10 protein-coding genes are annotated in these 12,989 nt (G+C 54.7%); 3 read left to right on the top strand and 7 right to left on the bottom strand.

What is annotated here, in order from left to right:
- Positions 1-35 precede the first annotated feature (35 nt).
- Together ACFSSA_RS04045 and xseA are read right to left on the bottom strand one after the other, a co-directional pair.
- Complete coding sequence (locus tag ACFSSA_RS04045) at positions 36-371, bottom strand: hypothetical protein (protein WP_386818549.1); 336 nt, start codon at positions 369-371, stop codon at positions 36-38.
- Between the two features lie 18 nt (positions 372-389).
- Positions 390-1,682 (bottom strand): exodeoxyribonuclease VII large subunit, encoded by a 1,293-nt coding sequence (gene xseA, locus ACFSSA_RS04050; protein ID WP_386818551.1) that lies wholly within the window; start codon positions 1,680-1,682, stop codon positions 390-392.
- 127 nt (positions 1,683-1,809) lie between these two features.
- Here xseA and ACFSSA_RS04055 point away from each other — a divergent pair, with 127 nt between their 5' ends.
- Positions 1,810-2,475 carry a hypothetical protein gene (locus tag ACFSSA_RS04055; RefSeq protein WP_386818553.1) on the top strand — a complete coding sequence of 222 codons (666 nt, stop codon included), beginning with the start codon at positions 1,810-1,812 and terminating at the stop codon, positions 2,473-2,475.
- A gap of 115 nt (positions 2,476-2,590) precedes the next feature.
- Here the strand turns inward: ACFSSA_RS04055 and ACFSSA_RS04060 are convergent, their stop codons facing one another.
- Positions 2,591-5,353: a phosphoenolpyruvate carboxylase gene (locus ACFSSA_RS04060; RefSeq protein WP_386818554.1), complete on the bottom strand. Its 2,763-nt coding sequence runs from the start codon at positions 5,351-5,353 to the stop codon at positions 2,591-2,593.
- A 193-nt stretch (positions 5,354-5,546) separates the two neighbouring features.
- Entirely contained in the window at positions 5,547-6,473 is a 927-nt protein-coding gene (locus tag ACFSSA_RS04065) for a ribose-phosphate diphosphokinase (RefSeq protein WP_386818555.1), read from the bottom strand.
- A gap of 78 nt (positions 6,474-6,551) precedes the next feature.
- Between ACFSSA_RS04065 and ACFSSA_RS04070 the strand changes: the two genes are divergently transcribed.
- Positions 6,552-7,550: an exosortase/archaeosortase family protein gene (locus ACFSSA_RS04070; protein WP_386818557.1), complete on the top strand. Its 999-nt coding sequence runs from the start codon at positions 6,552-6,554 to the stop codon at positions 7,548-7,550.
- Complete coding sequence (locus ACFSSA_RS04075) at positions 7,547-8,278, top strand: EpsI family protein (protein WP_386818559.1); 732 nt, start codon at positions 7,547-7,549, stop codon at positions 8,276-8,278. The genes ACFSSA_RS04070 and ACFSSA_RS04075 overlap by 4 nt, the downstream gene beginning before the upstream one ends.
- A gap of 33 nt (positions 8,279-8,311) precedes the next feature.
- Here ACFSSA_RS04075 and ACFSSA_RS04080 read toward each other — a convergent pair whose 3' ends face one another.
- The 3 genes from ACFSSA_RS04080 to ACFSSA_RS04090 form a co-directional block, all read right to left on the bottom strand.
- The gene (locus tag ACFSSA_RS04080; RefSeq protein ID WP_386818561.1) at positions 8,312-10,525 is read right to left on the bottom strand and encodes an O-antigen ligase family protein; all 2,214 of its coding nucleotides are present in this window, start codon (positions 10,523-10,525) and stop codon (positions 8,312-8,314) included.
- A 25-nt stretch (positions 10,526-10,550) separates the two neighbouring features.
- Positions 10,551-11,960: a sugar transferase gene (locus ACFSSA_RS04085; protein WP_386818562.1), complete on the bottom strand. Its 1,410-nt coding sequence runs from the start codon at positions 11,958-11,960 to the stop codon at positions 10,551-10,553.
- 68 nt (positions 11,961-12,028) lie between these two features.
- A complete protein-coding gene (locus ACFSSA_RS04090; protein ID WP_386818564.1) occupies positions 12,029-12,988 on the bottom strand; it encodes a glycosyltransferase in 960 nt (319 codons plus the stop codon).
- Position 12,989: the final 1 nt, after the last annotated feature.

A 12,989-nucleotide genomic window follows, 5' to 3' on the forward strand; every position in this document is an offset into this window, starting at 1 on the left:
GACATGAGGGCAAGGAGAAGATTGGATTTCCAAGCTTATGCGGACCAGTTCAGACCCTTGTCGGCACGCCATTTACGGTAAGCCTTGAACTGTTCTTTTTTCGCCAGATTCCTTCGTTGTGGGTCCTCATTGAGAAATTCCTCAAAAGGTGTGCCCGGACCCGCCTCGATGGATTGCGGCTCGGCATCGGGATCGGCAAGTTTCACGCTCCGGCTTTCCTTGCTCATACGGACGGATAAGGCGGCGAGCTGACCGCTGATCCGGAATTGGAGGAGCAAAATGAGAAGAAGCAAAATGACTCCCGCATAACACAGGATCGTGATCGCTGCGGGAAGCTGAAGGCTGACGACGGGATTGATGGCGGATAGCATACGGTGATTCTTGTGAAGTTAGCGGATGGTGGAGCGGACCTCGCCATCCAAGAGTTTGGTCCGGAGTTGGTCGCCGGATTTTGCCTGGTGAATGGAGCGGACGATTTTTCCTGATGAGTCCAGGGTGATGGAAAAGCCTCGTTGGAAGGCAGATTCCGGGCCGAGGGTGCGAAGTAAATGCTGCAATCTTTCGAGTTGATTCTCGCTCCCGCTTATCTGGTGGGAAACGAGCTGACAGAGATTTTTTTTGAGCGAGACGACCTTTTCCTCCCGGCGATCGATCACTCTACGCGGATGATGGGCCTGATGTCTCATCGCGCACTCGCGGAACTGCTGTTCGCGCTCTCTTAAGCAGGCTCGCACCGTGCCAGCCAAGGCATCCCGCAGGGAATCGAGTTGTTGGGAAGGTTCCCGGAGAAGGCTGGTGATCGCACGGGTCATGCGTTTTTTCGCGGTTTCCAGCAGGCTGAAAAGCTCCGCGGAATCCGGAACCGCCAGCTCCGCAGCGGCACTTGGGGTAGGCGCGCGCATGTCTGCCGCAAAGTCCGCGATTGTGAAGTCGATCTCATGGCCGACGGCCGAAATGACGGGGATAATCGATGCGGAAATGGCCCGGGCGACAATCTCCTCATTAAAGCACCAGAGATCTTCCAATGAGCCGCCACCGCGGCCGACAATGAGCAAATCGCAGGCTGGATAGCCGTATTTTTCAGCTGAATTAAGCTTATGGATCGCATTGGCAATCTCCCGCTCCACGCCCCGGCCCTGGACTCTCACCGGGAAAAGCACCGGCTGAACCCATGGCGCACGGCGACGGAGGATATTAAGGATATCCTGCAGCGCCGCGCCGGTGGGGGAGGTGACAATCCCGATCGTGCGGGGGAAAACGGGCAGCCGTTGCTTTTTGTCCGCATCGAAGAGGCCTTCCGCGTTCAGTTTTCGCTTCAGTGCCTCGAATTTTGCCTGAAGGTCCCCCAATCCGGCCCGTTCCACCTTTTCAACAATGATCTGCAGCTGACCGCGTGCTTCATAGACAGTCGCTTCCGCGAAGACTTTCACCTTTGCTCCATCCTCGAGTGCTTCGGAGCCCTCTTTGCGCCGTGCATTGAACATGGCGCACTGGAGTTGGGAGCCCTCATCCTTCAGCGAGAAATACCAGTGACCGCTGCCTTGTTTTTTAAGATTGGAGATTTCTCCTTCGATCCAGAGCCGGCCAAGTCCTGATTCGATGGCGCGCTTCATTTTCCGCACCACCTGGGTGACAGTGATCGCCTTGGTTTCCTTTTGCGGGATGTCGGAGAATAAGTCCACGGGCTGAGAATTGAACAGGTAGAGCGGAACGTCCAACACTCATCTGTAAACGACCCGGGATTTTTTATAGGATTCGCCGCGATTCACATGCGTTGACATTATTGGCGGAGCTAGACATTTTCGCCATGTGAACACGATGACGATATTACTGGGAGCGACTTTTGCCCTGCTGCTCGCAGCAGTGGTTTTCTCCTTCCAAGGCATGAATGAAGGTGTGCGGAATGCACCACCGGAGGAGTTGGCGCGATTGCGTAGTCAAATCGAGCAGCTGCGTATCGAACAAGATAGATTGAAACTGGAGAAGCAGCTGCAGGAAGTGCGTGAAAGCTCCGCCCCGGAAGTTGCGCCTACGCCGCCTAGCGACGTGGAGAAAATGAAAGCGGAACTTGCCGAGAAAGAGGCGGAAATCGCGGCCCTTGCCGCGGAAAAAGAGGATGCCGAGAAAAAGGCGGAAACGTATCGGGACGAAGCTGGGCTGATTGGCCAGCGGGAGCTGGAAAAGGGCGATAACGAGCTGCGCCGCGCCCGAATGATCCGCGATGCATTACTCATCGGCCGCGTGAAGGAGTATGTCAGCGATCCGGATTTCGGCGGGTTTGCGACGATTGAAATCGTCCTTCCAGAGCACGTTCAGACAGGGACGGTATTGGCGATCCGTAGAAACACGGGGATTCTCGGCCAGGTGAAGGTTTCAGATATTTCGGCGGATGGTGCGATCGCCAGCCCGATGCCTGGCTTCGGACAAGTGGAGCCGCAAGCGGGGGATGAGCTGATTATTCCTCCACAATTATAAGCCGGGAAAGGCAACCACTAGCTGGAAGCCTGGAATACGGTCCAAAAATTTAGTCCCGGGGAACTTCGATGTTCCGCGGGAGTTTTTTTTTGAGAGACGAGCGGCGCTTTATGGCTCAACCGGTGGTGCGGAGACCGGAGGCGATGGCATTGATGGAAAGGAGCAGCTTCGGCAGGAGCGCATCGGCAGCCGTCAGATTGTCGTTTTCCAGATGTCCACGCCACTCTCTGAGGAGATCGATTTGCTGGTAGTGCAGCACTTTGAGCGGTGCTTCCCGGATCGAGAGAGTCTTCGCCATACGTGGGCGACGATCTGCCATTGATCCGTCGAAGAGCTCGGTGAGCAACCGTTCGGTGAGCTCGAACTCTTCGGTGATGATCTTCACAAAATTGGATCGCGTGGAGTGATCCGTCACGAGTCCGGCGTAAGCCTTCATTAGCTCCAGGTTCGCTGATGCGAGGTTGGTCTCCACGTTTGTAAGAACATAAGCGAGGAAAGTGGATTCTTTGAGAGCCGCTTTCAGCTCGGTGAAATCTTCCGGATGGGAATTCTTCAGCTCCGCCAATGCGGTGCCGACCCCGAACCAGCCCGGCAGATAATAGCGTGCCTGGGTCCATGAAAAGACCCACGGGATGGCACGAAGGTCTGAGATGGAATGGGATTTCTTACCGGTGCGCCGTGCCGGACGGGAGCCGATACGGGCGTTTTCAAGCGCATCGATCGGCGTCGCCTGACGGTAGAAATCAATGAAACCATCGGAACGCAGCAGCGCTTGATAGGCTTTTTGGCTGGAAGCGGAGAGTGTGTCGAGGAAGCGTTCCGCGGGATCCGGAAGCTCCGGAAGATGACGATGGCGGGCTGTATTTACCGCCGCGCCAGCAAGAAGCAGCTCCAAATTATAAGTGGCACTGGCAAGGTTCGCATACTTTTGCGCAATCGTCTCACCCTGCTCGGTCATCCGGAAGCTGCCGGACATCGCACCGTGGGGGAGGGCGGCCATAAACCAATGGGTCGGGCCTGCTCCCCGGGAGATAGTGCCTCCCCGGCCATGGAAAAAGCAGAGATTTACGTTCTTTGCCTGCCCTGTCTTGGTTAGTGCGGACTGGGCGCGTTGCAATGCGACTTGGGCCGCGAGTATGCCGCAATCCTTGTTCGAGTCCGAGTAGCCGAGCATGATTTGCTGTTCCGGGCGGGATTTGCCATTCACTTTTGCCTGCTGGGATATGGAGCGCTGCGTTAGCGGATGATCGAGGAAATCCGCCAGAATGCCCGGGGAGTTGGCTAGATCGTCCATGGTTTCGAAAAGTGGAACAACCGGAAGCGGACAGGACATACCTTCCTCATGATGGGTCATCAGCCCTGCCTCTCTGGCGAGGAGGTAGACGGAAAGCAAATCGGAAAGCTGGCGCGTCATCGATATAATGAGTGAGCCGAGACCTGCATTGCCCCAACGGGCCATATGCCGCGTCAGCACCCGATAGGTATCAAGGACATTGTCCGCGTATTCGCCGATTCTTGAGCCATCGTGTAGGAAAGGACGTTTTGACTGGAGCTCCGCATTGAGGAACTCAACGCGCTTGCTTTCCGGCCACGTCGGGAAATTCTCTCCGTCCTCGATCCCTGCTACAGTGAGGATTTCCGCAATCGCATGATCGTGGAACTCGGAGTTTTGGCGGACATCGAGAGTGGCGAGGTGGAAGCCAAAGATCTCGATTTTGTGACGGATGGGACGGATTGCCTGCTCTTCGAGCAAACGGCAGCCGGCAAGTGAAAGCGTGCGGGAAAGGAGATCGAGATCCGCGGTGAGCTCCTCGGGTCTGCGGTAGCCTTCCACGCCTTTGACGTGCTCGCCCAGGCGCAGGGCCATTAGGCTGGCAAGTTGTCTCCATGGTTCCTCCGATTGGCGATCGAGGATTTCCTTTACCTCTTTTTCATTGGTGATGACGAAGCTGAGCTCGTCAATGCGGTCCTGCAATTCCTCCGGAACTTCTACAAGCTGGCGGGAGACGGTGAGCTGGGAGGAAAGGTTCTGTAGCTCTCTTTCCAATAGCTGGAAGGCTGCTGTGCGGAGCTCTGCTAGGCTGAGATCTGTTACAGACGGAGTGACCAAAGGGTGGCCATCGCGATCGCCGCCGATCCATGAGCCAAAGCTGAGGCGGGGAATGTTCCCTGCGGATCGCAGCAGGTCGAGAGGGAGCCCTGCCTCACGCCAAGCCTCGGTAAAATGCATGTCGAGGCGGTTGATGGCATTTGGGAAAAGATCGCGCAGGTAGTGGACCGCGTTACGAAGCTCGGAACTGATATCAGGCCGGACGAGATGGATTTCCGCTGTCAGCCAAAGGGTCTCCAAGGTGGTAACGACCCGCTCCCGGATCCGGTTTTTTTCGCGGGTGGTAAATTTCGGATATTCGTTGCGGACCAGTTCTTCGTAAAGGCAGCGCTGGCGGGCGCGGACGGACTCACGCTTGGCTTCTGTCGGGTGTGCGGTAAGGACGGGCTCAACATGCACATCTTTCAGCACAGCGAGGATCTGCTCAGGATTCAGGCCAATCGCGTTGAGATCCCGTAGGGCTTGCGGCCAGAGTCCGCGAATAGACTCGGCACCGATTGCTTTCTCCCTCTCGCGGCGGATCTCGGAAGCAACACGCTCCTCGATCATGTTCAGTAGTTGGAAGCCGATGGAGTAAAGCTTTGGTAACCCTTCGGGAGTCTTCGCGTTGGGAAGTGGTGCTTTCCCCGACCACGGCATGTGGCCGAGAAGTTCTTTCTCTCCGGTGCTGGCGAGAGCTTCCTCCAGACAGCCAAGTAGGAATTTGAGACGCTCGTCGATAAGATCGAAGCCTTCATTGCGGAGCTGGGCACGAGTGTTGTTGGTCATGAAAGATAGAATAGATTTTTTTCGAAAGTGTCGCGGTATTGCCAGAGCACGGCGAGTGCCCTGCGCTGTTTCAGGAGAGCATGTTGCACGCCGCGAACATGGAAAATAAAAAAAGCGCGGAAACCAAAAGGTTGCCGCGCAAAATTTCAAGCCGTGAGGTGATGGAAAGCATCCGGCTTTGGAAACGGGATCGTTAGATGCTGAAGAGCGAAGTAACCGATTGCCCGCCGCTGATGCGTCGGATCGCTTCACCGAGGAGTGGCGCGATACTTACTGCCTGGATTTTCGGGCCGAAGGCCTGTGGGACGGAATCTGTCGTGATGACTTCCTCGATCGAGGAATTGGCGAGGCGCTCGTTGGCAATATCGCTGATAATTGCGTGGGAGACCCCGGCGAAAACCCGTTTCGCACCGTGTTGACGGAGGATTTCCGCAGCTGCGGTAAGAGTCCCGGCAGTCTCGGTCATGTCGTCGACAAGCAAGACATCGCGCCCTTCGACTTCACCGATCACATTCATCGCCTCGACCCGGGTGGCGGAGATCCGGTGCTTGGCCACGATGGCAAGTTCCGCGCCGAGGGCGTCCGCGTAGGAGCGGGCCATTTTCACTCCGCCGACGTCCGGAGAAACCACGGTGAGGTTGGAAGTGTCCGAGTGGCGGCCGCGGAGATAATTGATCAGAGCGGGTTTCGCATATAGATGATCGACCGGGATATCGAAGAATCCCTGGATTTGCGGGGCGTGGAGGTCCATGGTGAGCACTCGGTTGACGCCTGCGGAGGTGAGAAGATTGGCCACCAGCTTGGCGGTGATGGGGACGCGGGGTTGATCTTTCCGGTCTTGCCGGGCGTAACCGAAGAAGGGCATGACAGCAGTGATTCGTTCGGCACTGGCACGCCGCGCGGCATCCACCATGATCAGTAGCTCCATGATATTATGGTTGGTTGGAGGACATGATGGCTGAATAATGAAAACATCTTCACCCCGGACGTTTTCGTTAATTTTGACCGCAGTCTCCCCGTCTGGAAAGGCTTCGACCTGGACGTCTGCCAGGGGTTGGCCAAGAGTGTCTGCGATTTTTTCTGCGAGTGCGCGGTGGGCGGTTCCACTGATGATTTTCATGAGCGGGGGCATTGTTGACATACATTGGAGGCTCGGCAATACTTTGCGCGCCCGGAATCAACTTTAAGTGATTTTTTGATGTCGAACCCAGCCCCCACCACTCCCGAGAGCGCTTCTACCGGGAACCCAAAATCCAAGCCCGCTCTCATCACAATCGTATCTTTGTTGATCACCGTAGCGGCCATTGTCTGGTTTTTCGGGATCGAAACGCGATTCGGCGGTGCTCGCGATACTTCTGTTTTCGGCTGGCTGAGAAGTGCGTGGAACGCGGAAACAGATTATGAACACGGGATTTTGTTTCCGTTTGTCATCATCGGACTGATTGTCTATCAGCTGAAAAATCTTAGAGCGGTGGCAGGTCAGGGGAGCTGGCTGGGCCTAATAGCGGTTCTCCTCGGGGCGGTGTATTATGTGATTTCCTACCGGACTTTCCAGCCGCGGATCGCAGCAGGAGGCCTTCCATTTATTCTCTGGGGTGGCGCTTATTTCCTCTGGGGGTGGCAGGTCGCCCGGATTCTGATTTTCCCGCTGTTCTTCTTCTGGCTGGCTATTCCTCTACCGAGTTTCCAACAAGCAACAACCCATTTGCAGCTGCTTGCCACTTCGCTTGCGCATCATGGGTCCGGACTTTTCGGGGTCGAGACAAGAGTTGTTGGCACGACGATTCTTCCTGTGCATGGAGATTGGAAGCCGCTTGATATTGCTACCGGATGCAGCGGAATACGGTCTCTGATGGCGCTTTTGATGATTTCCTCGGCGTGGGCCTATGTGGCGAAGATCAAGCTCTGGCAAAAGGCTTTGCTGTTCCTGTCCGCCCTGCCTCTTGCGATCATTGGAAATGCGCTCCGGGTGATATCGATCTTTGTAATCGCAGAATATGGCGATGCCGAATGGGCGGCAACCACATGGCATGACTGGTCTGGTCTGCTGCTTTTCTACCCCTTTTCGCTGTTTCTCCTATTGGTTCTGCACTCCATTTTCGAAGGTGGCTTGCCCTGGAAGAAAAATTCAAAACGCAGGCTGACCCGTCAGACCGTCAAGGCTAAAGAAGAGAGCGTATTTATCCCCGAATCATGAAAGCCAAACCCCTGATACTTCCCGCTCTGCTCTCGGCCGTTCTGGCATCGGTGTATTTTTTGCCTACGGCCGGTGAGGTGGCGCAATCGGCGATTCGGATGGAATTGCCCGAGGGTTACGGCGTCTGGCATTTCAAGAAAACTCCTCCGAGTGAGCAGGAATTGAGCATCCTCGCCGCTGATACCGAGTTTGCAAAAGCGGTATGCTTTAGAATCCGCCCCGGGGAGTTCGATGAAGAAGGGAACCCTATTCCGGATCGGATCGATCTCTCAGTCGTGCTTTCGGGAGCAGATATCAATAACTCGATCCACAGGCCGGAGCGGTGCATGCCTGCACAGGGTCATCAGATTTTATCTTCATCGAATAAAGTTCTGCCGTTGGAAAACTCGCACTCGCTCGAAGTAAAACGCCTGAAAAGTCTTCAGCGGATTCCCACCAATGCCGAGGGCACCGAGTTTCTGGAGCTTCAGTGCGTGACCTACTACTTTTTTGTTGGCCATGATTCTGTGACAAACGATCACTTGGACCGCACCCTCACGGATATGAAAGACCGTCTGATCCGAGGGATGGATCAGCGTTGGGCCTATGTTTCGGTATCCATGTGGTATGGTGAGATGCCATGGATCAAGGACAGCATTCTCACCGAGGAGGAGGTCGATCGCAAACTTTCCGACTTTGTGGAGACCTTCGCGGAAAAGCAAATCCGTTGGGATCAGGTCAAGGGCTAGAAGGTTTTGCCAGAAGGTAGCGCCGAGCGATGGCTAAAGCTCCAACTTGCTGGAAGGCTGGATTTTCGCCCCCTGCAGATAGGCGACGGTCTTTCGTAAATATGCCAGATACTTATCCTTCAACTCGGGTATCACCTCATCGGGCAATACGTTTGTCGCTGAGACGCGTTGCTCGGCTTCCATGAAAAGCCGCAAGGCTGCTGAACCACGCCGTTGCGACCAGACTTCGACCGCACGTTTCCCCAATAAAAGTCCGGCCCTATAATTGGCGGAATTCCCCTCCGGTAAACCGGCTGCTTCATCGTAGGCTGCAAGGGAATCCTGATATTCGCCGGCCGCCTCCAGAGCTTTCCCGTAATTACAGATTACATTCACGCGGAGGCGGAAATATTCTGTTCCGCCATAGTAGACGTCATAGATTGCATCAATGTTTTCGATGTGTTTTTTGGCCAACTGAAAGCTATTGAGCGCTTCGATTGGATTCTTCGGATCATATTGGCGCAGCCCCTTTCGTTGTAGATGTATGGCCAGAAATTGATTTGCCCGAAATGCCGCCTCCATTTCTCCTTGCTTCTGGATCGCAAAACGAAATTGCTCCTCCGCTTCATTGTCTCGCTGCAGGGCGCTAAGAATGTTCCCCCGGGCAACAGGGAACTCCGGATTATATTGGTGCTTTGCCGCAGCTTGTTCATAATCGGCTAAAGCCAGCTTTAAGAAGTCTTTAGCATCGTCTTCTTTGCCGCGATTTGCGGCGAGTGTTTGATAATTGATCGCTCTCTGTTGCATCAGAGAATACAAGGGCCAGATTGATATAGCGTGGGTGAGTCTATCCGCTTTGCTTTCGGGACCCATCGGAACTTCGGCGAAATAGACGCTCCATATTTTTTGAGTCACAAGACTGCCTTTCCATCCGAAAAACAACAATAACGCGGCAGCTGGAAGCGCGAGTGAAGATGCTAAAATCGAGCGGAACCACGCGCGGGGAGCTTCATGACTGCGAGCGGAGATAGCTGGCAAGCTCGCTGCAGCAATACAGAGCCCCAGCAAAACCGCACCCGGTGGCAATCTTAGAATTCCTTCGAAATTTGACTGGGTGAATAGACCCGCCAAGCCAGCCAAGCCACCGATCCGCCAGGCATCTGTGTAAGTGCCCTTGGGCAGAGTATCTCTCGAAATGATCCGGAAAACCCCCAAGATCGTCACGGTCATGAGCATCACGATTACTAAAACACCTCCGATGAAGCCATAATCGCTGAATGTCTGGATGAGCTCATTGTGAACATGCTCGGGCTTGAGGAAACCTCGTCCCATGGTTTGTGTGTCCCAGAATTGAAAACACTCCCAACTGTAACTTCGGCTCCCACCTCCGACAAACGGATGTAATCCAATACATGATCCGGCAATTCCCAGCAGATACAGGCGAATATTCCCGTCCAGCAATGTGGTCATATCGCTGCTTCCAATCCTGCTCTCCTGCACTTTTCCCAGGCCATTGAGAAAAAGATAAGCTATTCCCATCAGTAGAAATGGCAGCAAAAGGATGGCTGGAACAAACCACTTTTTCTTTTCCCGCCCTCCAACCAGAATGGAGAGAAGGGCCAGCACTCCGGTGCCCGCGCCCATTCCTATCCAGCCACCTCTTGATTTGGTGAAATAGACCGCAGCAGCTCCTGCCAGAAAAAGGAGAAACAGCCAGATGCGGATGCCTGCGTGGATCCGGCCATGAATGGCGATTGCCCCGAGAATCAAGGAAGCCGGGATGAGAAAAGCCGCGCCATAGCTATAATGCGCGAAAAATCCTGCCGGAGCCTGAGGCTCGTCATTCGGAAAAATTGGGGAATAAACCGGATCGGCAATCTGGAGCCCGATCACGACCAGGCTGGCGAGGAAAAGCAGGCTTACGCCGGCAACAAGTAAATGCTGGGGCAGGCTGTTGCCGATGAGTGTGCGGAAGGAAACAAAAGTGGCCACCGCCATTGATAGGAGCAAGGCATCCGACTGAGCCAATTCGGCGACGGGAGAGGTGCCCGCGCGGAGGTAGAGCCATCCTACAAGGGCGAACCCTCCGAGAACTACCAGCAAATCCCCGGTGTTTTTGCGCTCTTTCCAGATTTGTGGAAGGGCCGTGAATGTCGCAATCGAGAAGCAAAGCATCGCCGGACCCCAGGTCCAGATTCTGAGTTGTGGCGCGATTACCACAGAAAGTATCAGCCCGAGGACCCAGAAAATCGAAGTTACAACAGTCATCTAGAAAATACGCGGCGAAGAGGGTTTACTTTGCGCCCTTGCCGAAGAGAACGGCGGGGATGGTCCTGAGTAGAATTTGGAAATCCAGCCACAGGGACCAGTTGTCGATATAACGCAGATCCATGGCCACCCAATCCTCAAAGTTGGTGATCTTATTGCGGCCGCCTGCCTGCCATTCGCAAGTGATGCCTGGTTTCACGCTCAGTCTTCTGCGATGGGAGAGCTCCCCGAAGGCTTCCACCTCATAGAGTGGCAGCGGTCTGGGGCCAACCAGGCTCATATCGCCCATCAATACATTCAGAAGCTGCGGCAACTCGTCGATGCTGAGCTTGCGCAGCAGCGCACCGAAAGGAAAAATCCGCGGGTCGTTGTCCAGTTTGAAAACCGGGCCATCCATCTGATTGCCATGCTCTTCCTTGATTTGCTGGAGAAGCTCTTCTGCGTTGGCGACCATGGTGCGGAATTTCCACATCCGGAATGGTTTTCCGTATCGGCCCGCGCGCATCTGCGAGAAAAGAACCGGTGCGCCCGGGCTGGCGATCTTGATCCCGATTGCCGCGATGATCCACAGCGGCAGAGAAAACAGAATGATAATCAGCGAGCCCATCCGATCGACAAACTCCTTGCATAGAAGTTCCCAGGATAGTTCTGGAGTCGAGCGGAGCACCAGCATGGGCTTCGAGCCGAGTGCGTCAAAGACCGGTCGCGCAATTTGTGTTCGGATAAAGGAGGCTGCTACCCAAGCCTCAACTCCCTGCAGTTCACAGGCTTCAATAGCCCGTGCGACCTTATCGAATCCCGTTTCTTTGGCGACGAAGATCACCCGGGAAACCGATTCCTTACGTAGGATCTCAAACAGATCCTCCACGGGTTTCTCGGTGAGATTGAAGTAAGCTACAATTTTCCAGGAATCGATGATCTCAGGATCCAACTCCGCCAAAATCGCATCGGTTTCCTCCGTGGTGCCCGCCAAGACCACATGCTCTTTACTCGCTTCATCCGCATTCCTTCTGCGCATCCAGGCAGTGGTCATCCGGTCACGCGCCAGTAGCAGGACGAACACAAAAGCAAAACCATTACCCACGGCCAGACGCCGGGTATCAAGGAGCTTGGCAAAAAGCGCGAATGTCCCGACGAAAAGCGCGATGATGAGCAGAGCTTGGAGCAGCTTGACGACGGATTTCGCCGTGGTCTTCGTGCGGATATGATCGTAATACCCGAACTTCTCCAGAACCAAGGGGATGAAGGGGACAACAATACACAGCACCCAATTGATGGAATCCCGTAGTTCACTTCCCTCCAATCCCAGTCCCAGCCAGACCCTGACAATGTCGCGCATCTGCCAGCCGAGCCAGAAGGCGATCCATACGAGAACGGCATCAAGAATCTGAAGTGCCTGGATACGGAAGGCTTCGTTGCGGCTTACTGGCATCATGGAGAATTGCTAGGTGGTGAACGCCAAGAGGCATAAACACAATGTAGCTACTAAGCAAGGCGGAGAAATTACTTCGGATCAGAGCGTTTGCCCAATCGATCGGAGAGCATGTCCTTCATTGCTTCAGCCCATATCCCGGTCCACTTTCCAGAAAACCCTTCCCATTTTACGAGCGCTGCCCCGTAGAGCAATGCATCGAAAAAGGCGCGGAGCGTTCCAGAATTCTGCTTCTCGATCCACCAGGCATTTCGCAGGCGGTAATATAGTTTGTCTCCCGAAAGCCCACTTTCCAGGACGATCTCCTGGCCCAATGCGGACCAGCGATGAAGACGGCCTGCCGGAGGATGATGTAACACGGATTTCGGTAGGAGAAAAACCTGGTAGCCCGCTTTTTCGATGCGCCGGGGGTAATCCTCGTCTTCACCGCGCAAGAACAACTTTCCGTTGATGGGCCCGACCGCATTATAGACGCTCTTCGGAATCAGGGCTCCCAGCCACGAACGACGGATCCTGAAGCAATCACCCTCAGGGAGAGGGTCGTCTGCTTCCAGCAGACCCCAGGAGCGCCCGCGCGTCACCTGCATAGGCCAGCTGAGGTATCCCGTAGTGGGGTCGATCACTCGCGAAGAACGGACGGAATCCGCCGCCAGTTCGCCTTGGAGCAACTCAGAGAGAGCGTCGATTTCCGGCCAGGAATCATCATCCAGGATCCATACCGCATCCGCACCTTCATGAAACGCCCTGTCCATCAGTCGTTCCATCCCTCCTGCGTTGCCCAGGTTATCCGGGGAATCAAGGATAGTTAGAAATTCAGGGTGGCCTTGTTGAAACGAAGTCAACGCGGCCAAAGTGTTATCGGTCGAAGCATTATTGAATACAATGACGCGCTCAGGAGGACGTGTTTGTTTGAAAAGCTTTTTCAGGCAGGTCACCGCAATTGCACTGCGATTCATCGTCACAAATACAGCAGTGACATTGATCTTGTTTCGAAGGCTTTCGGACTTCGGGGAGTGGTTGGTCAAACTCATT

It is taken from the genome of Luteolibacter algae, assembly GCF_042683045.1.
GTDB classification, from domain to species: domain Bacteria; phylum Verrucomicrobiota; class Verrucomicrobiia; order Verrucomicrobiales; family Akkermansiaceae; genus Luteolibacter; species Luteolibacter algae.

Excerpts from the sequence above, each read along its gene's own strand:
- ACFSSA_RS04075 (WP_386818559.1), top strand. The coding sequence starts at position 7,547 with ATGAAAGCCAAACCCCTGATACTTCCCGCTCTGCTCTCGGCCGTTCTG.
- ACFSSA_RS04060 (WP_386818554.1), bottom strand. The coding sequence starts at position 5,353 with ATGACCAACAACACTCGTGCCCAGCTCCGCAATGAAGGCTTCGATCTT.
- ACFSSA_RS04090 (WP_386818564.1), bottom strand. The coding sequence starts at position 12,988 with ATGAGTTTGACCAACCACTCCCCGAAGTCCGAAAGCCTTCGAAACAAG.
- ACFSSA_RS04045 (WP_386818549.1), bottom strand. The coding sequence starts at position 371 with ATGCTATCCGCCATCAATCCCGTCGTCAGCCTTCAGCTTCCCGCAGCG.
- ACFSSA_RS04085 (WP_386818562.1), bottom strand. The coding sequence starts at position 11,960 with ATGATGCCAGTAAGCCGCAACGAAGCCTTCCGTATCCAGGCACTTCAG.
- ACFSSA_RS04080 (WP_386818561.1), bottom strand. The coding sequence starts at position 10,525 with ATGACTGTTGTAACTTCGATTTTCTGGGTCCTCGGGCTGATACTTTCT.
- ACFSSA_RS04065 (WP_386818555.1), bottom strand. The coding sequence starts at position 6,473 with ATGAAAATCATCAGTGGAACCGCCCACCGCGCACTCGCAGAAAAAATC.
- ACFSSA_RS04070 (WP_386818557.1), top strand. The coding sequence starts at position 6,552 with ATGTCGAACCCAGCCCCCACCACTCCCGAGAGCGCTTCTACCGGGAAC.